Origin of the sequence: Pediococcus argentinicus, from assembly GCF_001437605.1 — a bacterium.
Classification (GTDB): Bacteria; Bacillota; Bacilli; order Lactobacillales; family Lactobacillaceae; genus Pediococcus; species Pediococcus argentinicus.
Map to the genome: position 1 here is coordinate 1 of NZ_JQCQ01000025.1, position 24051 is coordinate 24051.

Annotated in this window: 28 protein-coding genes and 1 pseudogene; 12 read left to right on the forward strand and 17 right to left on the reverse strand. The window is 37.1% G+C overall.

Annotated features, from left to right (window positions below):
- Positions 1 to 33 precede the first annotated feature (33 nt).
- The 3 genes from IV88_RS06445 to IV88_RS06455 are packed head-to-tail and all read left to right on the forward strand — an operon-like array spanning position 34 to position 3163.
- A complete protein-coding gene (locus IV88_RS06445; RefSeq protein ID WP_057799924.1) occupies positions 34 to 594 on the forward strand; it encodes an ECF-type riboflavin transporter substrate-binding protein in 561 nt (186 codons plus the stop codon).
- A gap of 27 nt (positions 595 to 621) precedes the next feature.
- On the forward strand, positions 622 to 2334 hold the full coding sequence (locus tag IV88_RS06450; RefSeq protein WP_057799926.1) for an ABC transporter ATP-binding protein: 1713 nt from the start codon (positions 622 to 624) through the stop codon (positions 2332 to 2334).
- The gene (locus IV88_RS06455; protein WP_057799928.1) at positions 2327 to 3163 is read left to right on the forward strand and encodes an energy-coupling factor transporter transmembrane component T family protein; all 837 of its coding nucleotides are present in this window, start codon (positions 2327 to 2329) and stop codon (positions 3161 to 3163) included. Before IV88_RS06450 ends, IV88_RS06455 begins: the two co-directional genes overlap by 8 nt.
- A 34-nt stretch (positions 3164 to 3197) precedes the next feature.
- On the opposite strand, the gene IV88_RS06460 is transcribed toward IV88_RS06455, so the two are convergent.
- The gene (locus tag IV88_RS06460; RefSeq protein ID WP_057799930.1) at positions 3198 to 4010 is read right to left on the reverse strand and encodes a Cof-type HAD-IIB family hydrolase; all 813 of its coding nucleotides are present in this window, start codon (positions 4008 to 4010) and stop codon (positions 3198 to 3200) included.
- A gap of 73 nt (positions 4011 to 4083) precedes the next feature.
- Positions 4084 to 5043, reverse strand: coding sequence for a S41 family peptidase (locus IV88_RS06465; RefSeq protein WP_057799932.1), 960 nt, complete (start codon positions 5041 to 5043; stop codon positions 4084 to 4086).
- Between the two features lie 156 nt (positions 5044 to 5199).
- Between IV88_RS06465 and IV88_RS06470 the strand changes: the two genes are divergently transcribed.
- Entirely contained in the window at positions 5200 to 5886 is a 687-nt protein-coding gene (locus tag IV88_RS06470) for an NAD(P)H-dependent oxidoreductase (protein WP_057799934.1), read from the forward strand.
- A complete protein-coding gene (locus tag IV88_RS09365) occupies positions 5886 to 6062 on the forward strand; it encodes a hypothetical protein (RefSeq protein ID WP_168388202.1) in 177 nt (58 codons plus the stop codon). Before IV88_RS06470 ends, IV88_RS09365 begins: the two co-directional genes overlap by 1 nt.
- A 55-nt stretch (positions 6063 to 6117) precedes the next feature.
- On the opposite strand, the gene IV88_RS06475 is transcribed toward IV88_RS09365, so the two are convergent.
- Positions 6118 to 6609 (reverse strand): hypothetical protein, encoded by a 492-nt coding sequence (locus tag IV88_RS06475; protein ID WP_057799936.1) that lies wholly within the window; start codon positions 6607 to 6609, stop codon positions 6118 to 6120.
- Between the two features lie 42 nt (positions 6610 to 6651).
- The gene (locus IV88_RS06480; RefSeq protein ID WP_057799938.1) at positions 6652 to 7668 is read right to left on the reverse strand and encodes a YeiH family protein; all 1017 of its coding nucleotides are present in this window, start codon (positions 7666 to 7668) and stop codon (positions 6652 to 6654) included.
- A 103-nt stretch (positions 7669 to 7771) separates the two neighbouring features.
- On the opposite strand from IV88_RS06480, the gene IV88_RS06485 reads away from it, so the two are divergent.
- Complete coding sequence (locus IV88_RS06485) at positions 7772 to 8638, forward strand: LysR family transcriptional regulator (protein ID WP_057799940.1); 867 nt, start codon at positions 7772 to 7774, stop codon at positions 8636 to 8638.
- On the opposite strand, the gene IV88_RS06490 is transcribed toward IV88_RS06485, so the two are convergent.
- Positions 8635 to 9138, reverse strand: coding sequence for a lactoylglutathione lyase family protein (locus IV88_RS06490; protein ID WP_057799942.1), 504 nt, complete (start codon positions 9136 to 9138; stop codon positions 8635 to 8637). The genes IV88_RS06485 and IV88_RS06490 overlap by 4 nt on opposite strands.
- Positions 9139 to 9260: 122 nt before the next feature.
- Between IV88_RS06490 and IV88_RS06495 the strand changes: the two genes are divergently transcribed.
- On the forward strand, positions 9261 to 9545 hold the full coding sequence (locus IV88_RS06495) for a winged helix-turn-helix transcriptional regulator (RefSeq protein WP_083486861.1): 285 nt from the start codon (positions 9261 to 9263) through the stop codon (positions 9543 to 9545).
- 126 nt (positions 9546 to 9671) lie between these two features.
- On the opposite strand, the gene IV88_RS06500 is transcribed toward IV88_RS06495, so the two are convergent.
- The 6 genes and pseudogenes from IV88_RS06500 to rbsR form a co-directional block, all read right to left on the reverse strand.
- The gene (locus IV88_RS06500) at positions 9672 to 10064 is read right to left on the reverse strand and encodes a DUF1398 family protein (protein ID WP_057799944.1); all 393 of its coding nucleotides are present in this window, start codon (positions 10062 to 10064) and stop codon (positions 9672 to 9674) included.
- 30 nt (positions 10065 to 10094) lie between these two features.
- Positions 10095 to 10430: GRP family sugar transporter (locus IV88_RS09450; RefSeq protein ID WP_236698613.1), on the reverse strand; the 336-nt coding region annotated here is incomplete at its 5' end.
- 1 nt (position 10431) lies between these two features.
- Positions 10432 to 10978 (reverse strand): annotated as a pseudogene (locus IV88_RS09455) (GRP family sugar transporter); the annotation flags it as partial.
- A gap of 27 nt (positions 10979 to 11005) precedes the next feature.
- Positions 11006 to 11401 carry a D-ribose pyranase gene (rbsD, locus tag IV88_RS06510; RefSeq protein WP_057799947.1) on the reverse strand — a complete coding sequence of 132 codons (396 nt, stop codon included), beginning with the start codon at positions 11399 to 11401 and terminating at the stop codon, positions 11006 to 11008.
- Between the two features lie 2 nt (positions 11402 to 11403).
- Positions 11404 to 12318: a ribokinase gene (gene rbsK, locus IV88_RS06515; RefSeq protein WP_057799949.1), complete on the reverse strand. Its 915-nt coding sequence runs from the start codon at positions 12316 to 12318 to the stop codon at positions 11404 to 11406.
- 87 nt (positions 12319 to 12405) lie between these two features.
- A complete protein-coding gene (rbsR, locus tag IV88_RS06520) occupies positions 12406 to 13401 on the reverse strand; it encodes a ribose utilization transcriptional repressor RbsR (protein ID WP_057799951.1) in 996 nt (331 codons plus the stop codon).
- A 157-nt stretch (positions 13402 to 13558) separates the two neighbouring features.
- Between rbsR and IV88_RS06525 the strand changes: the two genes are divergently transcribed.
- Together IV88_RS06525 and IV88_RS06530 are read left to right on the forward strand one after the other, a co-directional pair.
- Positions 13559 to 14278 (forward strand): DUF1361 domain-containing protein, encoded by a 720-nt coding sequence (locus IV88_RS06525; RefSeq protein ID WP_057799953.1) that lies wholly within the window; start codon positions 13559 to 13561, stop codon positions 14276 to 14278.
- A gap of 85 nt (positions 14279 to 14363) precedes the next feature.
- Positions 14364 to 16157, forward strand: coding sequence for a glycerophosphoryl diester phosphodiesterase membrane domain-containing protein (locus IV88_RS06530; RefSeq protein ID WP_057799954.1), 1794 nt, complete (start codon positions 14364 to 14366; stop codon positions 16155 to 16157).
- A gap of 56 nt (positions 16158 to 16213) precedes the next feature.
- On the opposite strand, the gene msrA is transcribed toward IV88_RS06530, so the two are convergent.
- The 3 genes from msrA to IV88_RS06545 all read right to left on the reverse strand — a co-directional run bounded on the left by msrA (position 16214) and on the right by IV88_RS06545 (position 18648).
- Complete coding sequence (gene msrA, locus IV88_RS06535) at positions 16214 to 17041, reverse strand: peptide-methionine (S)-S-oxide reductase MsrA (RefSeq protein ID WP_057799957.1); 828 nt, start codon at positions 17039 to 17041, stop codon at positions 16214 to 16216.
- Positions 17042 to 17067: 26 nt separating this feature from the next.
- Entirely contained in the window at positions 17068 to 17931 is an 864-nt protein-coding gene (locus tag IV88_RS06540; RefSeq protein WP_057799959.1) for an alpha/beta hydrolase, read from the reverse strand.
- Between the two features lie 72 nt (positions 17932 to 18003).
- On the reverse strand, positions 18004 to 18648 hold the full coding sequence (locus tag IV88_RS06545; protein WP_057799961.1) for a Crp/Fnr family transcriptional regulator: 645 nt from the start codon (positions 18646 to 18648) through the stop codon (positions 18004 to 18006).
- A 90-nt stretch (positions 18649 to 18738) separates the two neighbouring features.
- Between IV88_RS06545 and IV88_RS06550 the strand changes: the two genes are divergently transcribed.
- Positions 18739 to 19296, forward strand: a complete 558-nt coding sequence (locus IV88_RS06550) for a hypothetical protein (RefSeq protein WP_147165263.1) — start codon at positions 18739 to 18741, stop codon at positions 19294 to 19296.
- A gap of 589 nt (positions 19297 to 19885) precedes the next feature.
- Here the strand turns inward: IV88_RS06550 and IV88_RS06555 are convergent.
- From IV88_RS06555 to IV88_RS06565, 3 genes are all read right to left on the reverse strand, one after another.
- Complete coding sequence (locus tag IV88_RS06555) at positions 19886 to 20854, reverse strand: S66 family peptidase (RefSeq protein WP_057799965.1); 969 nt, start codon at positions 20852 to 20854, stop codon at positions 19886 to 19888.
- A 76-nt stretch (positions 20855 to 20930) separates the two neighbouring features.
- Complete coding sequence (locus IV88_RS06560; RefSeq protein ID WP_057799967.1) at positions 20931 to 21524, reverse strand: TMEM175 family protein; 594 nt, start codon at positions 21522 to 21524, stop codon at positions 20931 to 20933.
- 34 nt (positions 21525 to 21558) lie between these two features.
- Positions 21559 to 22107 (reverse strand): MarR family winged helix-turn-helix transcriptional regulator, encoded by a 549-nt coding sequence (locus IV88_RS06565; protein WP_057799969.1) that lies wholly within the window; start codon positions 22105 to 22107, stop codon positions 21559 to 21561.
- Positions 22108 to 22269: 162 nt separating this feature from the next.
- On the opposite strand from IV88_RS06565, the gene IV88_RS06570 reads away from it, so the two are divergent.
- Positions 22270 to 23205, forward strand: a complete 936-nt coding sequence (locus IV88_RS06570; protein ID WP_057799971.1) for an ATP-binding cassette domain-containing protein — start codon at positions 22270 to 22272, stop codon at positions 23203 to 23205.
- Between the two features lie 21 nt (positions 23206 to 23226).
- Entirely contained in the window at positions 23227 to 24003 is a 777-nt protein-coding gene (locus tag IV88_RS06575; protein ID WP_057799972.1) for an ABC transporter permease, read from the forward strand.
- The last annotated feature ends 48 nt before the right edge of the window (positions 24004 to 24051 follow it).

Below are 24051 nucleotides of genomic sequence, written 5' to 3' on the forward strand. Positions count from 1 at the left end.
ATATATATTTTAAATATACGAGGAGTGCTATTCATGAAGAAAAATAATACAGAATTACTTTCAGTACGAAATGTTGTGGCAATCGGAATCGGAACCGCAATCTTCTTTGTTTTAGGTCGTTTCCTTCCAATTCCAACTGGTATTCCAAATACCACAATCAACCTTGGATACGCAGTTCTTTCTTTAATTGCTGTTATTTTTGGACCATTGGTTGGTGGACTCGTAGCTTTATTTGGTCACTTATTTATTGATTTTTCTTGGGGTGATCCTTGGTGGACATGGATTATTGCTGATGGAATTTTCGGTGCTATCTTGGGCTACAGTCACCGTTTACTCAAGATTGAAAGTGAACCAATTTCAACAAAGAAAATTATTCAATTTAATGTTGTTCAGATTTTAGGTAACATTATTGCTTGGTTGATTATTGCTCCAATTGGCGACATTGTTATTTACTCTCAGCCTGCAACCAAAGTATTTCTCCAAGGAGTTACCGGTACCATCACCAACGCCCTTACAATCGGTGTAGTTGGTACAGCTCTTCTTATTGCCTATTCAAGAACTCGTGTTCATCGCAATAGTTTAACGAAAGAATAAACTCCTCACTTACAGAAGGGATTTAATATGAGTCAATCACCAATCATTCAATTTGAACATGTTAACTTTCAATATGAAAGCCAAACTGAACCAACACTTAAGGATATTAACTTCACTATTCAAAAAGGTGAAAAAGTCCTCATTGCGGGACCTTCTGGTTCTGGAAAATCAACGCTTGGAAAAATACTGAACGGTATGATTCCAGAAGATTATCCGGGCGAACTAAGTGGAAATATAACTATCAACGGCCAGTCATTTAATGATCTGGACGTTTTTAAATTATCTTTTGAAGTTGGAACCGTTCTACAGGATCCCGATTCTCAATTTGTTGGTCTAACTGTCGCAGAGGATATTGCTTTTGCTTTAGAAAATGATGCTAAACCACAGTCGGAGATTCACCAACGAGTTAGTGATTGGGCTAAACGTCTGGATGTCGCTGAAATAATTTCAAATCATCCCCAAGATATTTCTGGTGGTCAAAAACAACGTGTTTCATTAGCTGGAGTATTAATTGGTGACGAACCAATCCTACTGTTGGACGAACCATTGGCTAACTTGGATCCTGCTGCTGGAGAAGCTTCAATTGAACTATTAGATCATTTATCACATAAAGAAGATTTAACGGTGATCATCATTGAACATCGAATTGAAGAAGTTCTTCATCGTCCAATTGATCGCTTACTTCTAATTGATGATGGTAAATTGATTGCTAACGACACACCCAATCAAATTTTGAAATCAGGTGTGTTAACTGAAGTCGGATTACGTGAACCACTTTATCTAACTGCTCTTCGTGCTTGCGGTATTGAAGTATCCGAATTGCCTGAGGTTGATGAACTATCAAAGATCGAACTTCCAGATAATGGAACTGCCGTGTTACAGTGGGACGTTGAACACCCAATTCAACCTAATTCGGATGGAGCTGAGCCTCTACTAGAAATTAGAAATCTTCAGTTTAATTATCCAAATCGTTCAATTTTCAATAATTTCAATCTCACTATTAATAAAGGTGAGATGGTTGCTATTGTTGGTAAGAACGGTACGGGCAAGACAACTCTCAGTAATTTAATTACTGGATTCTTGCATCCCAATCAGGGTGAAATCAAACTTGCAGGAACTAATTTGGATGATCTTTCAATCAAAGAACGTGCCGAACACATTGGCTACATCCTACAAGATCCAAACCAAATGATTTCCAAAGATATGATTTTTGATGAAGTCGCATTAGGCTTGCGTTTACGTGGCTTGGATGAAGAAATTATCAAAGAGAAAGTTCTTTCCACATTAAAAGTTACCGGACTGTATCCTTTCCGTAATTGGCCCATTCGTGCTCTTAGTTTTGGCCAAAAGAAACGTGTTACGATTGCCTCAATTCTAGTATTAGATCCAGAAGTTATGATTCTCGACGAACCAACCGCCGGTCAAGATTTAGCTCACTATTCTGAAATAATGGACTTTTTAGAAGAATTGAATCGCACTCAGCAACTAACCACCATTTTCATTACTCATGACATGTACTTAATGTTGGAATACGCTGACCGAGCAGTCGCCTTAAGTGACGGTGAAATTATTGCTGATACATTGCCAATCAACGTTTTAACTAATGATGATGTTGTGAAGGCTGCTTCGCTAACTCATACTAGTTTACAGAGTCTTGGTACGTTAGCTAATTTAGAGAATCCAGCTCGCTTTGCGCAAGGATTCGTAGATTATCAAAAGGAGGTTCGCCACCATGAGTAACGATACAAATATTCTAGGTTACCATCCTGGATCAACCTTCTTTCACCAGTTGAACGGTACAACTAAAATTTTAGGCTTAGTGCTTTTAACCTTAATCGGTATGATTAGTTTTAACACCTGGTACCTAATTTTATTATGTGTACTTTCGGTAGTAGCCTTCATTTCGGCCAAAATAAAATGGCAAGAAGTGCGAACACTAACAATTGCCATTATCTTATTTACGCTATTAAACTTAGTTTTGATCTATGCCTTTGGTCCGAACTATGGCAGTGCTTTGTACCACAGCCGCCACGTTATCATTGGTGGTAACAGTTTCTTCGCCTTAACTTGGGAAGAGCTCTTCTATCTGTTCAATATGTTTTTAAAATACTTGTTTGCTGTTCCGTTGGTGTATGTCTTTCTCTTTACAACTAACCCATCAGAATTTGCAGCAAGCTTGAATCGAATTGGGATTCCATATAAAATTAGTTATTCAATTGCGATTGCTTTGCGTTACATTCCTGATGTGCAATATGAATTTCATCAGATTAGTTTATCCCAGCAAGCCCGTGGTCTGGAGTTATCCAAGAAAGCTCATCTATGGCGTCGTTTAACCTCATCAAGCCGAATTTTGATTCCATTGATTTTCAATTCTTTAGACCGAATTGAAACGGTCAGCCGTGCCATGCGTCTTAGACGTTTTGGAACACGTAAAACCAGAACCTGGTATATGAACAAACCTGGATCTAAAAAAGACTGGTGGATGCTTGGAATCATTGTAGGCTTAACTATTCTTGGTTTACTACTATTCATCGTTGATAGTGGTCGATACTTTAATCCATTTAAATAAAATAAAAAATCTGAGAAGAAAATTCTCAGATTTTTTATTTTAGAAACTTATTTAACGCAAAGGCAATTCCGTCATCATCGTTGCTCTTTGTCACAAAACTAACTTGGCCCTTAATATAATCAGACCCGTTACCCATTCCAACTGACGTACCGACATACTCAAACATTGGTAAGTCGTTACGTTCATCACCAAATGCCATTAGTTCATCTGGTTTTAATTTCAAGTATTCAGCTAGTTCCTGCAATCCTGCGCCTTTATTAGCTTTCTTATTCATCACTTCTAAGAAATTATCCGTTGAACGAACAACATAAAAATGATCTTTATCAAGAATATGGTCTGGGTCAGATTCTGCGTAATCCAATAATTTCGTATCGCCAACTAAAACTGCTTTAGCAATTTCAAAGTCATCTGGGAACTGGTTAGCTTGGCGAACATGAATACCAGCTTCATTTTCCATCGCCTGAATAACAGTAAACCAGCTAATATCGTCGTTTGGTGTATAAATCTTACTATCTTCATCTAAGATATTGTATTGTACGTGATAATGCTCAGCAAAACGATCAATTTGTTGGTATTCAGCATTCGTTAAAATGTTGCGAGCAATAATTTCGCCATCTAAGTTTTGTACTAGTGCTCCGTTATAAGTAACTACATACTGATCCGAGCCTGATAGTCCAAGTTCATCCAAATACATTGTGACCGCTGCTAAAGGACGGCCGGTACATAGGACTACTTTGATTCCTTGTTCATGAGCTTTTTTCAAAGCCACTTTCGTTGATTCTGCTATTTCATGTTTAGTAGTTAGTAGCGTTTCGTCAATATCCAACGCAATTAATTTAATCGACATATTTATGCTCCTTAATTTAGTTATTATCTTAAGTATAACTAAATGTAAGCGGAAACACTAATTTCAACTAGACTTATTTAAAATAGTTATCTAATTTTTGCTGCAAGTTTTCAGAAGTCGTTTTAACATCTGGCTTTATTGGGTGATTATGATATACATGGCCAGAGTTGTCTTTCCACCAAGCGATCGGATAAACTACAGCATATTGATATCCAAATCCACTATAAAAGTCATCTGTGTTGGATGATGTTAATCCATCTGTATTAGTTCCAAAGACTTTAACTTTCTTGGAGTTTCTAAGTGAAAGTAACGTAGCTTCAGCTGCACTGGACGTGTCACCATTGGTAAGCACAGCAACTTTCATTTTTAGACGTTTACCACCCAATTTGCTATCTTTGCGATAATCACTCGTGTAAGTTTCACTAAGTTCATTGATAACTCTTTTATCTTTTAATTTAAAATCATACGTTTTATTTTTATTATTAACTTCTGAGAACAACGTTCCATCGGGAATAAGACTACTTACTCCAAGAATCATTGGCTCAACTAGACCACCTCGATTATCTCTCAAATCAATCACTACGCCATTTTTCGCTTCTTTGATATCATGACTGATGGTTCGTGCATACGAACGAGCTTTACTATAACTATACGTACCCAAAGTTGGCATATTAATCCAAGTTACCCCTTTTATGTTATCAACTGATTCTGGATAAGTTGAATCTGGCATAGTCACAGTCTCTTCATCCGAATCATCAAGACTACCATGACGGTTTGCATCAGTGATCATATCATTCAGAAGATCTTCACTATTTACATTCTTCTTATCTGCCTTCAAATCACCATACTTTTTCATCCACTGTTTCCGATCATCAAATACAGCCCTTTTAATAAAAGTTGAACGGACTTGTGGAACTACCTTATTGGCAATCTGATTATTTACATACATCAATATTCCAACATATAAAACTAACGCTAGTCCTACCAATCCAAATATTATTCCCCATATAATCTTAGATTTTCGACTATTCATAGTAATCCTTCTTTCTACATTTAACGTTCTCGTTAAATATATTGTACACCTTTCGTTAACGAAGACGTTAATAAATTCCGAAAAAGTTGTAATAACTATCCCTATTGGATTTTCTGTAATAAGATGTTATTAATAAGAAAAGCTAGGAGAATTAGTATGAAGACACTAGTAGTAGTTGCACATCCACAGATTGATAGCTCAACAACCCAGCAATTTTTCAAAAGTGCAACTGAAAACTTAAATAATATTGATTATCATGTTTTGGGTAAGGATTTTAATGTTGATTCAGAACAACAACTCCTACTCAAAAATGATCGAATTATTTTTCAATTTCCGATGTACTGGTATAGTGCACCTGGTCTTTTAAAAACTTGGTTGGATGACGTTTTGACATCTGGATTTGTTGAACGTAATCAGAACGTATTCTCAAACAAAGAACTAGGGCTAGTTGTCACTACCGGTAGTGCCGAAAAAGATTTCCAAGCTGGCGGGCGTGAAAACTTTAGCATTTCCGAAATTCTTAAACCATTTGAGGCACTGGCGAATAAAACTAATATGAAATACCTCACTCCTTTAGTAGTTTATCAATTTTTATATCTAAAACCAGACGAACAACAGCAACTTTTAGTGGATTATCAACAATACTTATCCAATCCACATTTTCAGCATTTAAATGGTCAAATCAACTGGTTTATTGAGCAACTTCAACAAAAAATCACTCAAGATGACACGAATGATACTGAACTAGAAACTCTGATGAACTTTTTAAAAGAACAACAGGATACATTAGAAGATTTGCAATGGAATCTGGATCTTGCAAAGAAAGACGAGGACTCATACTGATGGAAAATATCGAATGGCTACAACAACAGATTGAAACACTTCGTTCTAAAAGTGATGTGTATCAAGAACAAGCATTTTTTCTAGCCTTGGGCAATGCTGCCCTAGAACAACAGAAACGGATTGAACAAGCAGAAGGTGAATTGGACGGACGAATGTGGAATCCACGACAGTGGTAACAAAAAAACTTTTGCAAAAGGCATCTCTATCTTCTGCAAAAGCTTTTTTTGAATTTCACAGCTTATTAATCAGTCGAGTAATAAGCGTCTTTTTGTATTTTGTAATTGTTAACTTACCTACATTAAATCTAAACGTATCGTGTCCTTCGGATTTTAACTTGAGTAATAACGTATTACCTTCAATATCCATATAAAAATCTATGATATCGGCAATTGTTTGGTTATGGGGAATAAATTCGTTGTCGTTCTCGTCATACGCTCTATTACCATCAATATCAGCGTCAATTTTAAATTTAGAAACATTTTCTAAAATAATTCGATAATTATTATTTTCATCCCAATAGCTTTCTAGGCGAATTGTAATGGTCAACGGTGGACGCTTACTAAAGTTAGGATATCGTCTTTTATTAGCAACTGTCATCCCTAGTACATGGGTATCCGCCAACCCTTCTGGAAAACTCTTGATCATTTCAATCGTTTCTTTAGACATATACTTTAAAAAATCCGGATTATCCATTTTTTCAATTGTCATATCATAACCAGCCATCGCACTAATCTCCTAAAACACTGTATTGGTTATAATAATAGCTTAAAACATAAATTTAGCAACCGTCATTGTAAATAGCATCAAGACAAATGATGTCATAGTTGCTGCTAAAAATGGACGGTGTCCACGTTCGACAATCACTCGGAAGTTAACACTTAGTCCTAAAGCAGCCATTGCCATCCCTAGGAAAATATAAGCAGCTTTAACTAGCAAGGTAATTAGTCCTGCTGGAAGTGAGAAGAAAGTCCCTACAATACTTGCTAGAATAAACCCACCCATAAACCATGGAATTGGTAATTTTTGACGAGCACCACTTTCAACTGGATGAGCTTTTTGGTACCAGATTCCAATAATCAACGCAGCAGGGGCAAGTAATAGAACTCGTGATAATTTCATAATGATTGCTTCGTTCAATCCTACTGGTCCAACTGAACTACCTGCCGCAACCGCATGTGCGATTTCATGTAAGGATCCGCCAGCCATCACACCAAATTGAGTCGGTGTGAAATGTAGTAACGGTTTAATCAGTATTTCAATCAAGGTAAAGACTGTTCCTAAAATGGCAACAATTGCGATTGCGAGAACTTCATCTTCACGCTTCTTTTCCGCTTGACCAGGTCCAACTTGAATTTGAGGTGAAATGCCCATGACAGCGGCTGCCCCACAGATCCCAGTTCCACTAGCAGTTAGAATGGCTAAACTACTGCTAACACCCAGTTTACGTGCTACCCAGTAAGTTAGAGTAATCATTCCAGTTACCACAATCATAGCCAACAGAATTGTCTTAACTCCTGCATGAGCTAACGTGATTAAATTCAATTTAAAACCCAATAAAATGATTCCCAAACGTAATAGCTTGTTAGAAATGAAACCCACATCATTTTTAACAGCACTTTTAGCTGCCGGAACCGCTTGTAACAGCATTCCTAAAATAAGTGCGATCACCAACGAGCCAACCATACTGAGTCCGGGAAAATTAGCTAAATAGCTACCCAAAATTGCACAAGCCAAAGTAATCAAAACTGCTATATAAAATTGCTTTCGTTTAAAAATTTCCATCGTCATCCTCCAAATTTCAATAGCTTAAATATATCAAAGTCTGTATATTAAATATAATTATGCTTTTTAATAACGTTATAAATAAAATTAATAAGGAAGAGCTATGTTAGATAAACGATATTTAGCTTTCACAAAACTTGTTCAAACCCAATCATACACAAAAACAGCTGAGTTGATGTTTGTCACCCAATCAGCCGTTTCCCAACAGATTAAAACACTTGAAAATGACTTAGGTATCAAACTCGTCGAATACCACCAGCCCAATTTAACAATTACACAACAAGGACTAGCACTCGCCGATTTCATCAACCGTCAGTCGGTACAAGAACAACAATTATTAACGGATTTACGCTCGACTGAAGCTCCAACTGAAATTATATTTGGTGCTACTCATTCCCTAGCCATTTCCTTAGCACCGAGATTAATCGCCCAGTTGCAGGAAAACTTTTCTAAAGTTGAATGTCGCGTCGATAATACCACAGCTATTTTGAATAAAATTGATCAGGGTGATTTACAATTTGCACTACTGGAAGGTAATTTTGATCGTCAAAAATATGATTCGATTGTTATCAAAAAAGAGGCTTTTATCGCCGTTTCAAGCTCTAAAAACCCCTTAGTTGATCGTAATAGTTTAAATGTTCAAGATTTACTACATGAAACTCTAATTTTACGTGAAAATGGTTCCGGAACTCGAGATATCTTTAGTGACTGGGCTCAATCGCAAAATATCTCGCTATCTGATTTTGAAAAAAGCATAGAGATCAACGAGCCCACCAGTATTTTAAATCTGGTTGAACAAAACGTCGGTATCAGTTTCATGTACGAATCACTCTCAGCCATGGAACTAAAATCTGGATCTCTGAAGCAGTTGCAGCTTCCTAGTCTAAACTTAGTTCGTGATATTTCACTAGTATATTTAAAGGACAGCTACTTTGCCAATCAATATCAAGATTTAGCCCAAGAGCTCTAATATGCACCTTGTGAGTAGGTTAAATCATATGAATGTGTGTAAATCTCTACTAGATTGCCAAATGGATCTTCCATGTAAACCATCCTAAATGGCTTTTCACCAGGATAATACTCTTTGATTGGCATGCGCTGCTTACCACCATGTTGTTTAATCTTTTCAACTAGTCCTTCAATATCAGGATCTTGGACACCATAGTGAAAAATACCAGTTTCCCAGAATTTGAAGTTATTGTCTGGATCAACGTTATCTTTAAATTCGAAGATCTCAATTCCGATTCCGTCTCCAGTTGTCATGTGGGCAATGTTATAGCTACCCCAGCCTTCACCAAAGACTTCTGTCGACATAACGCCGATTGCACTATCGTCTTCTTTAACAGTTGATGGTTCCATGATTGTATACCATCCCATTACTTCTGAATAGAATTTAACAGCCGCATGAATATCTGGCACTGAAAGTCCGATATGAGAAAAGTTAATTGGATATTGTTTTGAATTTTGCATTATAAAATTCCCCCTTAATTGATAATTGCTATCTTACGGAGGATGGCTTCCAACAACAAGTCCCCACTATTTTGTGATATAGTAACCAGCAGGTTAGTTTTGCGATTTTAAAGGAGTAAACTATGAAAAATTATCATATTGGAATTGAAGTAACAATGGAGATTATCAGTGGAAAATGGAAGCCACTTCTATTATGCTATATCCAAACTGGAATCAATCGAAATGGTCAGTTCTTAAAAGTTATCCCTGAAATCTCACAAAAAGTCCTTTCAGAACAGCTTCGCCAATTGGAACAAGATGGCATTATTAGTCGCCATGTCTTTGCGGAAGTTCCACCCCATGTGGAATATGAATTAACAGAACAGGGACAATCTTTAACACATGTTTTAATGGAATTATGTAACTGAGGTGAAGGTCATTTACAAGATCTCCAAGCTATGGGTACGCCAGTAAAATTGGAACAAAAACTTAAACAGCTTTAAGCAAAAAGACTGAGAAAATGTTAATTTTTCTCAGTCTTATTTTTACTCTTTTTATAATCCTGGAATCGGTTCAATCAGTAAGGCAACGTCATTGGAATCATAATACGTTACTTCCTTACTAACTAGATCACTGGTCCATTTTAATACTCCAGCTTCACCAGCTAATTCACAGAACTTTTCAAAATCGAATTGTCCAGCTTGAGCCTGTTTAACAGCTGACTTAATTTTTGTAGCATCACCAACCGCATTAACCTGTTTGGGGACACCGTTCATTTTTAAATCCACATGACTATCTGCATCGAAGTAACGATACAAACCTTCTTGTACTAAATAATCATATTTTTGAACTCCGAGCTGACGAAAATCCTGCATCAATTTTGCAAATCCACCAGCATCTTCTTCTGAATTAACAGCTTTTTCAATATCTTGATAGTTTAATGTCATATTCGTAGGCCTACTTTCCTATGTGAAACTCTAAATTAGAACTGTAACCGTCGCAGCAACTAGAATCAATACTAATCCAAGAACTGTAATCTGCATTTCGCGACGAGTTTTCTTCTGACCTAAGAACCAAATTCCAGTCAAGGTGGCTAAAACAACCGATGTTTGTGAAAGGATAAATCCAGTTGCCAATCCGTTCATATTTGGTTGTGTTGAAATCAAATAAGTCAAAGCAGCAAAGGCAAAAAAGAATCCTGAGAAAATCTGACGGTATGAAACCCCTTCAGCCAAAGCAAGTTTCTCACCTTTAATTGCCAAGAAGATTGAGTAAACAACACCGACAATTAACATTCCAATTGCTTGTGGTAANACGCGTGCATCCCATCGATATGAGTTGCTTGAGGTGCTGCTGAGTAAGCCCAATAACCAATTTCACCGATGGCTAATAGGACAACAGCTTCTCGTAATTTCTTAGAATTACTAGCATCTTTATGTTCTGACCAAACCGTCATACTAGCACCAACAATAATTAAGACTAATGCTAATCCACCAATGATTTTGGCATTGGTTCCAGGCCAGTTACCAAGTGCAATCACACCCCATAATGAAGCTCCTAAAAGCTGAAAAGCAGTTGTAATCGGCATTGCACGTGATGAGCCAACCATCGTAAATGATCTGAAAGTTATCAATTGTGCACTAGCCCAACCAATTCCTGAAATAATTGCGAACGTTAAGTCCATTCCGGTTGGCATGCTCAATCCCTTAAATAGGAAAACTGCCAACGCGAAGATAAAGGTTCCCAGTGCTGTACCTAAAATTTGATTAACCGGACGACCACCGATTTTTGAAGCAATCGTTGGAAATAATCCCCAACCAATTAGTGGTCCTAATCCGATTAATATTGCTACAGTATTCATAAGTTATTCCTCCACCACAAAATTGGTTTAAAAGACGACGCCACTTTCCAAAATAATATTTGAATATGGTGTCATTTCACCAGTACGGATAAATGCATGCACATTGTTCAAATCCTGTTTCATATCATCATGTGGCATAAAAGTAATTGGTGTCTCTGGTAATCGATCTTGAATTTGTTTAAGCATTTCTGGATTTTCTGTTTTAATCTCTTCCGCTAAATAAATTCGTTGAACTTCTAGTTCTTCCAACACGTTATTTAAAACTTGCATGAAACTAGGAATCCCATTATCAACTGCCAAATCAATTTTTTCAGTAGTCATTGGAACAGGCATCCCTGCGTCACCAATACTCAATTTATCAAAATGGCCCATTTGAGCAATCACACGTGAAATATCTGAATTAATTACCTTAGTCTTTTTCATAATTACTTGTCCTCGCTCAATTCTTTTTTATATGGAATTGATGGTTGTGCACCGTATCTTTGAACCGTTAGTGATGAAGCACGGTTACCGTATAAAATAGCTTCTTTAAGGTTGCTGAAGTCCTTTTTAAGAACCGTCGACATAGCGCCAATAAAAGTATCACCAGCTGAAGTCGTATCTACTGCATTAACCTTAAATGCTGGAACAATTCCGCTTTCGCCATCAACATCGTTAAATGATCCCTTGCTACCGATTGTTATGATAACGGCCTTGATTCCCAAATTATGGAAGTATTCAGCAGCCTTTTTCATACTAGCTTCGTCAGTAACATGCACACCAGTAATTGTTTCAGTTTCCGTTTCATTTGGAATAATCATATCTGTAACTTTCAAGAGTTCTTCTGGCACATTATCAAGTGCGGGAGCAGGATTCAAAATCGTTCTAACACCTGCATTTTGTGCAATTCTAAATGCGGCCACTGTACTATCAATACTGCTTTCAAATTGTGCAATCACAAAATCACTCTGTTCAATCAATGCTTTTTGTTGAGCTACATAGTCTGGATCAAATGCGGCATTAGCTCCGGCATGAATCATAATTTGGTTTTCACCAGCATCATCAACAACAATATAAGCTTGACCAGTTGATTCATTTTCAATTGTTTTAACACCATCAAGATTGATTTTTTCATCCTTCAACAAATCCATCATTACTTTTCCGGCATCATCATCACCAACGGCACCAATAAAGTTTGTTTTAGCTTCAGAACGTTGGGCAGCAACCGCCTGGTTAGCACCTTTACCACCACCAGCAGAGAAGATTTCTTTTGTATGCATCGTTTCTCCCGGTTTTGGCATTTGTTTAACACGAATCGTACGATCTAAATTAATGCTTCCAATAATTGTGACTGTATTCATAAGATTGCCCCCGTTAATTTAAGTTTATTTTTAATTTGGTAAAACGTTTTAATAGAACACCCAAAATATAACATATCATGAAAGCGATTACAACATTGTAGTAGAATTCCGCTCGATCATTTGAACTGGCAAGTGTTTTTCTTCCCATTCTTTATCAGAATTGGAAATCCGTTCTAACAACAACTCGGCTGTCGTTTGACCCAATTCAAAAATCGGTTGAGCAATAGTTGTCAGCTGTGGTTGCATATATTCACACATATCAACATTATCGTATCCCACAACGCTATAGTCATCTGGAATAGTCTTACCAGCTTCAGCTAAACCACGATAGACACCAAAAGCAATTTCATCATTCACCGCAAAAATAGCTGTGGCAGAAGTTCTCAAAATGGACTCGACCGCTTTTTGACCAGCTTCCTTAGTTAAATCAGTATCAATAACTGTTAAATCGCTCAATTCAAAATTATCCTTAAATCCTTCGAAACGTTGTTTAACATTCTCTGGTGGATTACTTGGCATTAAAACTGCGATCTTTCGATGACCTAATTTTTGTAAATGCTGTCCTGCTAATGTACCGCCTTGAAAGTCATCCGTTAAAACTGCGTCGCTAAATCCTTCAGCCTTCTTTTGATCAATCACAATAAATGGTCGATCTTTAGCTTGAAGAGTCTTATTAATGGCTTCATTTGAAATATTAGAGCTCGCAATAATAAATCCATCGACACCTCGTCGACTCAGTTCCTCTAGATAGGCACTTTCCTTCTGATTGTCGAGATCTGCATTACATAACAGCGTCGCATAGTTTTCTTTATACAATCCCGCTTCAATACCCCGAATCACACCGCTAAAGAACGGATTGGTTATATCTGGCACTAACACTCCGATTGTTTTACTCTTTTTCATTATCATTCGGCGTGCAAAATAGTCCGGTTCATACTTCAAATCAGTTTTTGCTTGAAGTACATTTTCGACCGTTTTTTTGCCAAATTTATCTTTATTACCATTTAAAATCTGAGACACAGTCGAAATTGAAACACCCGATTGTTTAGCCACATCTTTAATCGTGACAGCTTTGTTTTTCATATCGATACTCCTACATGAAATAAGTTACTTCTGATACTAATTATCAGGCACTTGAGACTAATACGCAATCGCTTTTATTTTTTGAATAAATCATAAAGATTAATTACTTCATCATTTATGGCATAATGATAGTAACTTATACGAATGGAGCACTGCTATGTTAACCGCTATTATCGTTACTATTATTTTTAATTTAATTGCTTATTTCACTTTAATCGCACGTCCTAAATTATTTGGCGTAAAACTATTCAAGCCTATGATTTACAATTTGAAGCTCTCCATTACGCCTATTTTTATTCTAGTCGGTGTATTAATCGTTGAATTATTCTTACTCTGGATTTCAGCCGTAACCGGTCAATCATGGATAGGAACAATTAGTTATGTATTTTTATTTCTCGGACTCGTGGCTTGGTTCCTGTATTTGCCAAACTCTGGTTATTTAATTACTGAGTTAAATTTAACCCATCGAGAAGTTGACAAAAAAGAAGTTCCAATTTGGTATGACATCATCGCGGTTCTCAGCTTATCACTATCTGGGGTGTTAAACATGGTCTTCAATATTGTATTATTACAACTTATCTTTATTTTCATCGTGGACCCAGCCAACATTTCATCTCTAATTAACGGTTGGTTCTGGCTTATTACAGGTCTTTCATTCTTTATACTGAGCTTCGGAATCTATATGGGTCGTTACATTCGATTTTATTCATGGGATTTACTCCATCCAGCTTCATTTATTAAAAAATTAGTTGATCATTTTAAAGTAAGGACTAATCTTGTAGCTGGAATTGTATTCACATTTCTATACGGAGCATTCTTTGGTTTATTTTATCTCTTAACCTTCTTCACACCTTTTTTGGATGTTTTTAAAAAATAAAATCAACTTTGGAATGTTAACACAACACTTGAGCCACCAGCTTTTGGTATACTGAGCGTAGTAAACCTTTGGAGGCTCTTTTATTATGCTTAAATTAATCTATGGTTTTTATAAAGAGATTACGCGCAATATTTTCCGTTATCTAGGACTTTTTATTGTTAGTGAAATTATCATCGTTGGAATCTGCATTCCTATTTTTACTTTCTTGGGATCAATCGCATTGAGAATCGCTAACGTGCCCTATTTATCGAATGCCAATCTAATTTCGGTTATAACGACTAAACCATTTTTGGATATCGTCTTTTTAATTATTCTGATTGCTATTTTATTGGCTATATACTGGCAAGTCACTTTTCTTGTTCTTGGAATTTTTCAAATCAACTCTGGTAACACCTTAACCATTCGACCTCTGTTGAAGCTTTCGATCAGTCGGGTTCACCATACTTTTGTCCAGTCAATTTGGTTCCTACTGATTTATACGATTTTAATTTTACCTTTTGGCGGTATGGGTTTCTCAACCCCACTGCTCAACAAAGTTAAAATTCCTGGCTTCATCATGGACTACGTGTTCCACGATAATCCGTTATTACTAACAACCTTGATTGCTATCTACGTTGTAACATTTTATCTTGGCATTCGATTCATTTTAGTTTTACCGCTCATGATTGGGAGCCATATTTCGATTCGAAAGGCTATTGCAGAGAGCTGGAATAAAACCGGCAAGCGATTTGTAAAAATTGCTGCCAACTTCTTTGCGTTGGTAGTATCATCTGTCCTTGTCAGTGCAATTGCACTCTTTGCAATGGTGATATTCCAATCATTGTGGGATAGTATAGCACCTACTGGAGTAGCATACTTTGCCGCTACTTTTAACCTATTAATCATTGAAGCTGGACTGCTATTCCTCAACATCGGCTTAGGTGTGGCATCTATTATGGTTATGTTAAACGAGCTATCCGATGACACTAACTTTAACCGCACTATGGCAGCTAATCTGATGAGTTTACGCAAAGGCGAAAATCCTGTACAACATAAGGTACTGACACGAGTTGGTTTGGTTCTCGTAATCGCCGGAGCATTAGGATTCAACGTTCTTTATTTGAATGGATTCTTTAACTCTGATCCAATCACCATTTCCCATCGTGGAGTAAACGCAGGTAACGGAGTTCAAAATACGATTCCATCACTAAAAAATACGAGTCGTTTACATCCTAATTTTGTCGAAATGGATATCCATGAAACCAAAGATCATAAATTCGTAGTTATGCATGATGAAAATCTTAAAGCTCTAACAGGCGTTAATAAAGCCCCTTACCAGCTAACTTTAAAGCAATTAACAGATTTAACAGCTAGTGAAAACGGCTCTAAAGCACATGTCGCCAGCTTTGATGATTACTTCAACACTGCTCATAAATTAAAGCAACGCCTAATCATCGAAATAAAGACGACTCCACATGATGATCCAAAAATGGTCGAACGCTTTAACAAAGAATATTCAAAACGAATTTTAGCTTATCACGACGAAATTCACACATTGGATTACAACGTTGTTCAAACGCTCAAAAAGATTAATCCAAAGCTAACAGTTGGCTATATCTTGCCATTTAACTTTATTGGTGTTCCCCAAAGTCGTGCTGACTTTTATACAATGGAGTACTCAACTTTGAATACTTCGTTCTTAATAAATGCTCAAGTTTCGGGTAAACAAGTTTATGCTTGGACCGTCAACGATGACTCTGATATGTCTAAAATGAACTTCATGGGTGTTGATGGGATCATTACCGACAACTTATCAACTCTTCAGCAAAACGAACGTGACATTAACAATAAACCTAGCTTCACCCAACGTTTATTGAATTTTGTGACTGAAAACAATTAAAGTGACCCAATAAAAAACCGTTTTAGTCAGTGTTTAAGCACTACTAAAGCGGTTTTTCATTTACTCTTAAATAATTGACGGACATTCCCTTGAAGTTGTTGCCATTTCAAATACTGATTTCGGCTCCGTTCTAAACGCTTATACCGTTTAGGATTCTTCTTATAGAACTGTTGATGAAAGGTTTCAGCAGGCCAGAATTTACTAGCGTCTCGAATCTCCGTGACAATCATGTTTTTATACTTTCCGGATTGCTCTAAACGTACTTTGGATTCTTCAGCAATCTTTCTTTGTTCCGCATTTTGAGCAAAAATAACTGGTCGATATTCATTACCTCGATCATTTACCTGTCCCAAATCATCAGTTGGATCGGTAATCTGCCAATAAAGTTCAACTAAATCTGAATAGCTGACGATTGTGCGATCAAAGATAATTTCAACAGCTTCAACATGACCAGTCGTTTGCCCAATTACTTGATCATAGGTTGGATGATCGACATGGCCGCCGGTATATCCCGATAAAACCGATATAATCCCAGGCCGTGTTTCAAATGGTTCAACCATACACCAGAAACAACCTCCGGCAAAAACAGCCCGTTCTTGGTTGGCTGGATCGGTAACGTCATGTTTCTTTATGTCTAATTTTTCCACCATTGGCTCCGTGCCAGTAATCTGACGATAGAAGTCGGTCACATCTGGAGTTAAATTATCCCGTATAGCAAGCGGACGCAGTTTGGATTCTAGATCCGACAGTTCCACATTCAAATTGGCGCCCTGTTCGACCTTATTTCGAAAATCCTGTAGCTGTTCTCGCTCCCATTTTCTCGTAGCAGGGTTTAAAACTAAGTTATAGACCGTGCCCATAATTTCTTCACGATTAACTTGCATACGACCGCCTCCCATCGCTAGTGGTCTTACTTGCTGCTCTCTTGATTCCAGAGGAACTTAATTAATAATTGATCTACTTCTTTATTTTCGTGTAACTTACTGTGTTGTGCATTAGCTCCAACAATTTTATGTTCGGCGTAACTCTTAGCACGATCACCAATCAGATACTTCAAAGATTTTGAGGAAGCATTACTTACAGCACCATCTGAATGGGTTCCATCATCCTTATCACCAAAGATATTCATCACGTCAACTTGATTTTTAGGATACGTATCCCGAATTGGTAACAACTCTTTGTAACTTGCATTTATGCGTTCCGGTTTGCCATCTTTATCTAATTTTAGTTGGTTAGGTTTATCATCCATTCCAATGATTCCAGCAAAATGACCAGCAATATCAACCTGCTTTTGCAGTTTAGGTAGTTTGTCATTGCCAGCGTTATCTAGCATATAGAACATAATCGCCATATTTCCCATCGAATGGCCAACCATATTGAATTTACTGAAATGATATTGATCCTGCAATTTAGTTACGACGTTCTTAGCCCATTTACCATCGGTATGAAAATCAGGATTTTTATTATCAATATAATTAACCATTACAATTGGATTCTTAGCGTTGTTCTTTAACTGACCCACAAACGTGACATCACCATTCCTAGCAACATCTGCCCGAATAACATTTTCTGTGACGCCAGCATCTTTAGCTGCATTCACCATCTGTTGTTCAGCATGGTAGCTACTCCCATAGCCATGGAAAAAGAACGTTGGAACCATGGTTTGCTGATACTTCGTTTGCGTTTTATGATGTGACATACCAAAGTAAGCTCCGCCAGCAATTGCAGCGACAACTACTAATATTAATCCAATCAAAAGACCTTTATGCTTCATGTTATTACTCCCATTTATTTTGATGCCTAAAGTATACCAGTCTGCATTAAATAAGTGTGGAAATCAGGTTCCTCACAAAATAGTAACCTGATTTCGTTCTAATTTAATTAATTGATCCTTTTGAAGTTGTTTAAACTGGCGACTGAGTGTTTCAGGTGTGATTCCTAGCCAATTTGCTAAATCCTTTTTCTTCATTGGTAATTCAAAACTTTGTTCATGACGTTTATTTCCAATATCCATTAAGTAATTTTGGAGGCGTTGCTTTGAAGTTAAAGTACTTGTGTATGAATTAAGTGCTTCAAGTCTAGTCAGACGATCACCTAGCACATTTAACATAGCGATGGCGATTGAGGGCTCTTCTTTTAATAGCGCCTGAAAATCAGATCTACCAATTGAGCACACTAATGTATCTTCCATTGCTTCGGCATAATTAAAATGCGATTGTTGAGTGAACAATGCCGCTTCGCTATCCATTGAACCCTGATCAATAAAATATATAATTTTTTCTTGTCCAGTTTGGGATAACTGAAAGACCTTCACCCGTCCTTGATCCACAATTAGCATTCTATCCAACGGCACTTCAGGCTCATATAACATAGTGCCCTTGGGGTACAGTTGTTGGTGAACCGATATTTTGGTTAATTCAGTAATTGCCTTTTTAGATAAATTATGAAAAATTGGTGCAGCTTCCACACATTGAAATGGATCATGTTTCATAAAAAGTCACCTTTTTCTTGATATATATCAATTATATTTTCTATGAAAGAGTATACAATAATGTTGGAATCAAATAAAAGGAGGAGTTTTATAATGACAAAATTTAAAGCAAACATTGTTCCACTTAACGCAGAAAAGATTGGTCACAAGGCTCACGGTACCGCAACCTTTGAAATTGATGATAATCAACTAACTATTAATATTGAAATGCATGATACACCTGCTAACATTCAGCACTGGGAACATTTCCATGGCTTCCCAGATGGACATCAAGCTGAAATTGCTACTATGGATCAAGACCAAAATGGTGATGGTTTTGTAGACTTGCCAGAAACAGAACCAGTGTCTGGAACAACCATGGTTCCATTCAATGATGAACCAGCCAAAATGGATATTCCAAACGATGAATACCCTGTTTCTGATGCTAATGGTGACTTTTCATATACGCGAGTTGTTCCATTGGATCAACTTGAAGAAAACTTCAAAAAAGCATTCAGCGATAGCAACCTTGAGTTAGATAAACGTGTGGTTTATATTCACGGTATTCCAACTGACGTTAACCTACCTGGATCTGTTGCTGGTGAAGTAGGACCTTATGACGCTCATGTAACATTACCAATTGCGGTTGGTAAGATTGAAAAAGCTTAAAATTAATTCAAGTGAGATATAGCAGCTCTGTTTTTAGCATGTTATAATACATGTACAAACTAATAAACAATTGTCACACCAAGACCCCAACTATCGCAAGTAGTTGGGGTCTTTTTTTACACTATTATTTTAGCGGGTGGGCTGATTATTGCCTTATTTTCACTTTTTATGTCGGTTATTCAGCCAATACCCGAACCAAGTACTTATCAAAGCTACCAAAAGTGAAAGAACTGCACTAATAAACAATTGCCTCACCTCCAATCCGTTGTACGTTTATTACTAAGATCGGTAAGGCAACTTTTTAATTATACCTGAGCTTTCGAAAATCTCTGACCCGCTTTCTCGCATTTAAAAAGAGAATTATTTGTCATTGTGGAAGTTGTTTAGTCACGGTACTATAGAGTAATAATTCACATTAGGGGAGTTTATTATGGACGGTTTATATATTGGTGATTTTATTTTTTATGGATTTGCACTAATCGTTATTATTCTAATCGTGCTAGGAATTACACTTGGTATTAACTGGCTTAGGCGCCACTAGAAAGAATTAAAGACCCCAACTATTTTACGTAGTTGAGGTCTTTTTAAATCAGTTTTTAAAAGTGAAAGTCTTTTTGTCAGTATCAACAGTCACTTCTTGACCAAGTGGAATCGTAAAGATTGGTGGAGTATGTCCAAAGTTTACGTTGTAGATGACTGGAATTTCTTTCAAGATTGGGAACTTATCCAGAGTATATCTTAGAATTTCTTCACTCATCCCAACCTGTTCCGCAAAACGTCCAATCAATAACGCTTTAGGGTGCTTAGCAATTTGTAAAAGTGAAGCAAGGTTACGTGAGAAATCTAGATAATCAGCATCATCTGAAAACTCGACTAATAACACTCGGTCATCCAATTGAGGTTGAAATTCTGTTCCTTGTAATAAATACAACGTGTTTAAATTACCACCAACCGTCACACCGCTCACAACCCCAGAATTGTATACCGTCCAGTCATTAAGATGTTTCTTGATAGTCACTGTTGGATCAAACCACGCATCACTCGACCAATGTTCCGATGGACTTAAAGTAATCTCACCCGTTTCATGAACTGCTTTATGCCAGTATTCGTCCTGATAATCACCTAACTCACCCATCATTTTTAACGTGGCAAATGCCGGCCCGTAATATGTAACTAGTCCCGTCTTAGCTGTAATCGCATTTGCTAATGAAGTAAAATCAGAAAATCCGCAGATAATCTTAGGATTAGCTTTAATCAAGTCAAAATCGATATACGGTAATAACTCATTTGAAGTATAACCACCAATTACTGTCAAAATACCTTTAACATTTGGATCACGAAAAGCATCATGTAAATCAGCCACTCGTCCTGGAATCGGACTTGAGTCAACTACATCGACATCATTAACATGTGCACCAAAAGTAACTTTAAAGCCCATTTTTTCTAATTTTTCTTTAGCAGGCAAATTAGCATCATAGCCACCCACTCTTTGTAAACTATCACTGGGTGCAATCACCCGTATTTCATCGCCTGGTTGGAGCCTTTTGGGAATTATCATAAGCAACCTCCAATTTAATTATTAGAGTAATTCTAACACAATTTTAATAATCAAAAACAGCTAATCTTAAATTAGATTAGCTGTTAGCTGCTTTAATTTGATTACGATGTAAGTAATTAGATATCACTTGAATAATCACAGTTACAATTGGTGTCAAAATACCTAAGAATGGCATATAGAAAGCCAACGCTGCAGCAAAGAAACACCACACTGTATTAGCCACTAGCATGAAAACTCCGCCTTGCCTCGTAGAAAGGCTGCTCAATCCTTTAGCATCCGGATTATCTCTGATTAACAAGTATCCCATCAAACGGGCTGAAATTAGCCAAATCCAGTTCATTGCTAGATAGATAAGATCAGCTCCCCAATATGATGGAAAACGACCTTCAAACGCTGTTGTCAGTGGCAAGAACGATAAAATAAATAACCAGATACATATTCCAATAAATCCGCCTAACTTAACGCGTTTAATTAGCACAAATACTTCGTGTTGAACATACCAACTAAACATCACTAAGATAAACGTCATTAAATATGAAAATGCCATTCTCCATTCACCGAAAAATGCCGTTAAACTTGGTCGATCAGGAACCTTAATTTCCAAAATTAACACAGTCAGTACAATTGCAATAATAGCGTCAATGAACGCTTCAACACGCCCTTTATTCATTAAAAATCATCTCTTTTAATCAATTTTAAAAATACTAGCGTCGGTGTGAATGATTCTCACCGTAATGCTCACGATTCGTCACAAACGTCAGTAACATTTGATGTAATCGTTTGGTCCAACTTGGATCCGCATTCTCGATTTCATCTCTTAAAGCACCAGTTAACTTACCCAATATATGCGTGAATTGTTTTATCTCCTCATCATTCAATACGTTTAAAAACTCCGGCGCAGATCCTGCCATTTTTTGAACTTCTTCTCGTCCCTCATCGGTTAACTTAACAATATAAACGCGCTTATCAACTTCGGATCGTTCTTTTGAAATAAAGTGTTTTCGTGATAACTTACCAATGAACTCCGCCGTCGACTGAGGCGTTAAGTTCAGTCGCGTTGATAATTCTTTTTGTGACAAACCGTTCTCATGCGATAAGGCCAGTAGAATTTTGCCTTGTCCTTGAAACATAAGACGATGTTCAACGCCTCGGTCATGATGTGATCGATGTAAAACATCATCGGCAATATGCTCAACCATCCCAAATTCAGCCAACCGGTCAGCTAATTCTTGTCTTTCAATTGAAGAAACCATCACTAACCCCTCCATAACTTAATTTATAAGTATATTATATCAAATTTTCGCAAAATAAATCAGGTACCCTGAATAAAAGTGTTGACAAAACCATCAGGTACCCTTATCATATATTTTCGTCAGGTAGCCCTGATTAATTTTAAAACAAAAGAGGTTACAAAAATGAGTGAAGAATTTGCAATTGAAGTATCACATTTAACTAAAACATTTGGCAAGAAAAATGCCGTTGATGATATTTCGTTAAACGTTAAGAAAGGTGAAGTTTTTGGTTTGTTAGGTCCTAATGGTGCTGGTAAGACAACTACTCTTCGCATGATAACTACACTTCTAAAATCTACTAGTGGTAGCGTAAAAATATTCGGACATGACGTCAATGAAGACAGTCGTTTAGTACGTTCCATGTTTGGCTTAACTGGGCAATATGCATCGGTTGATGAAGATATTTCAGCTCGAGAAAACCTGATGATTTTCTCACGCTTAAATGGACTATCACGTTCAGAATCTAAGCAACGCACTAATGACCTCCTAGAAGAATTTTCACTAGTTAATTCCGCTGACAAAGCTATTTCAAACTTTTCTGGTGGAATGCGTCGTCGATTGGACTTAGCCATTAGTTTAATTACCCAACCACCATTAATCTTTTTAGATGAACCTACTACAGGTCTTGATCCAAGAACCAGAAACCAAATGTGGGATACCATCCGCGACTTAGTAGCTAAAGGATCAACAATCGTTTTAACTACCCAATACTTAGAAGAAGCTGATGAACTAGCTGACCGCGTGGCCGTTATTGATCATGGAAAGCTCATCAAAATGGGTACTCCTGCCGAACTAAAAGCTGATATTGGTGGCTCAGCATTATCACTCACTTTAGAAAAATCTGATCAAGTTGAGGAAGCTAAATCATTACTTAAGCACACTCTTGGTACAGATGCTCAAGTCTATGGCGAAGAACTTCAAGCTCCTTTGGAAGACACCAACCAAGTTGTCAGCATTTTAAATCGTCTGAAAGAAAAGAACATCAATATCGCTAATATTTCGGTTAAAGAACCTTCTATGGACGATGTATTCTTTGCACTAACAGTTGGTAAAAATTAATTAAAAAGAGGTATTTTTATTATGGAAATTCGTACTCAAAAAGGTAATGTCATCACAAATACTGCCACTATGGCATACCGTAATTTACTAAAAACAATTCATAATCCAGATCGCTTTATGGATGTTATCATTCAACCAGTTATGTTTATGGTTATGTTTGGCTATCTATTCGGTGGAGCCATTGCTGGTGGTGTTAAAGCATATCTACCAATCATTGTTCCTGGTGTTTTAATGCAAACACTCCTATCGGCTGCATCCGGTTCCGGTGCACAAATCCGTGAAGATTTAGATTCAGGTGTGTTCGACCGTTTCAAATCTCTTCCAATGGCACACATTGCACCACTTGCTGGCCAACTATTTGCTGACGTTCTTCGTTTAGTGATTGCAACTGCTGTTTCATTTTTAACTGGTTACCTAATGGGTTGGCGTTCTAGTGCTAACATCTGGTGGGACCTTGGCGCAGCCGTTCTAGCTATCTTCAGTAGTTGGGCTATCAGTTGGGTCTTTGCTCTTCTAGGATTAATGGCTAAATCAGCTACCTTGGTTCAAAGTTTTTCAATGATGGCCATGATGGTTCTATCTTTCTTATCAAATGCCTTCATCCCAATCAAAACTCTCCCAGACTGGTTACAAACTGTCGCTAATGCAAACCCCATCACTTATGTCATTAAAGCAATTACCGGCATGATGAATAGCGGTGTTTGGAATAATGAAGCATGGTTAGTGTTGGTTATTAGTATTGGTATCGTAATTGTCTTCGCTCCATTAACTGTATGGGCATATAACCGTAAAAACTAATTCAAAATAAAAACATGTTACTGAACTGACCCCCTGATATTGGACAAA

Excerpts from the sequence above, each read along its gene's own strand:
- IV88_RS06445 (WP_057799924.1), top strand. The coding sequence starts at position 34 with ATGAAGAAAAATAATACAGAATTACTTTCAGTACGAAATGTTGTGGCA.
- IV88_RS06450 (WP_057799926.1), top strand. The coding sequence starts at position 622 with ATGAGTCAATCACCAATCATTCAATTTGAACATGTTAACTTTCAATAT.
- IV88_RS06455 (WP_057799928.1), top strand. The coding sequence starts at position 2,327 with ATGAGTAACGATACAAATATTCTAGGTTACCATCCTGGATCAACCTTC.
- IV88_RS06460 (WP_057799930.1), bottom strand. The coding sequence starts at position 4,010 with ATGTCGATTAAATTAATTGCGTTGGATATTGACGAAACGCTACTAACT.
- IV88_RS06465 (WP_057799932.1), bottom strand. The coding sequence starts at position 5,043 with ATGAATAGTCGAAAATCTAAGATTATATGGGGAATAATATTTGGATTG.
- IV88_RS06470 (WP_057799934.1), top strand. The coding sequence starts at position 5,200 with ATGAAGACACTAGTAGTAGTTGCACATCCACAGATTGATAGCTCAACA.
- IV88_RS09365 (WP_168388202.1), top strand. The coding sequence starts at position 5,886 with ATGGAAAATATCGAATGGCTACAACAACAGATTGAAACACTTCGTTCT.
- IV88_RS06475 (WP_057799936.1), bottom strand. The coding sequence starts at position 6,609 with ATGGCTGGTTATGATATGACAATTGAAAAAATGGATAATCCGGATTTT.
- IV88_RS06480 (WP_057799938.1), bottom strand. The coding sequence starts at position 7,668 with ATGGAAATTTTTAAACGAAAGCAATTTTATATAGCAGTTTTGATTACT.
- IV88_RS06485 (WP_057799940.1), top strand. The coding sequence starts at position 7,772 with ATGTTAGATAAACGATATTTAGCTTTCACAAAACTTGTTCAAACCCAA.
- IV88_RS06490 (WP_057799942.1), bottom strand. The coding sequence starts at position 9,138 with ATGCAAAATTCAAAACAATATCCAATTAACTTTTCTCATATCGGACTT.
- IV88_RS06495 (WP_083486861.1), top strand. The coding sequence starts at position 9,261 with ATGAAAAATTATCATATTGGAATTGAAGTAACAATGGAGATTATCAGT.
- IV88_RS06500 (WP_057799944.1), bottom strand. The coding sequence starts at position 10,064 with ATGACATTAAACTATCAAGATATTGAAAAAGCTGTTAATTCAGAAGAA.
- rbsD (WP_057799947.1), bottom strand. The coding sequence starts at position 11,401 with ATGAAAAAGACTAAGGTAATTAATTCAGATATTTCACGTGTGATTGCT.
- rbsK (WP_057799949.1), bottom strand. The coding sequence starts at position 12,318 with ATGAATACAGTCACAATTATTGGAAGCATTAATTTAGATCGTACGATT.
- rbsR (WP_057799951.1), bottom strand. The coding sequence starts at position 13,401 with ATGAAAAACAAAGCTGTCACGATTAAAGATGTGGCTAAACAATCGGGT.
- IV88_RS06525 (WP_057799953.1), top strand. The coding sequence starts at position 13,559 with ATGTTAACCGCTATTATCGTTACTATTATTTTTAATTTAATTGCTTAT.
- IV88_RS06530 (WP_057799954.1), top strand. The coding sequence starts at position 14,364 with ATGCTTAAATTAATCTATGGTTTTTATAAAGAGATTACGCGCAATATT.
- msrA (WP_057799957.1), bottom strand. The coding sequence starts at position 17,041 with ATGCAAGTTAATCGTGAAGAAATTATGGGCACGGTCTATAACTTAGTT.
- IV88_RS06540 (WP_057799959.1), bottom strand. The coding sequence starts at position 17,931 with ATGAAGCATAAAGGTCTTTTGATTGGATTAATATTAGTAGTTGTCGCT.
- IV88_RS06545 (WP_057799961.1), bottom strand. The coding sequence starts at position 18,648 with ATGAAACATGATCCATTTCAATGTGTGGAAGCTGCACCAATTTTTCAT.
- IV88_RS06555 (WP_057799965.1), bottom strand. The coding sequence starts at position 20,854 with ATGATAATTCCCAAAAGGCTCCAACCAGGCGATGAAATACGGGTGATT.
- IV88_RS06560 (WP_057799967.1), bottom strand. The coding sequence starts at position 21,524 with ATGAATAAAGGGCGTGTTGAAGCGTTCATTGACGCTATTATTGCAATT.
- IV88_RS06565 (WP_057799969.1), bottom strand. The coding sequence starts at position 22,107 with ATGGTTTCTTCAATTGAAAGACAAGAATTAGCTGACCGGTTGGCTGAA.
- IV88_RS06570 (WP_057799971.1), top strand. The coding sequence starts at position 22,270 with ATGAGTGAAGAATTTGCAATTGAAGTATCACATTTAACTAAAACATTT.
- IV88_RS06575 (WP_057799972.1), top strand. The coding sequence starts at position 23,227 with ATGGAAATTCGTACTCAAAAAGGTAATGTCATCACAAATACTGCCACT.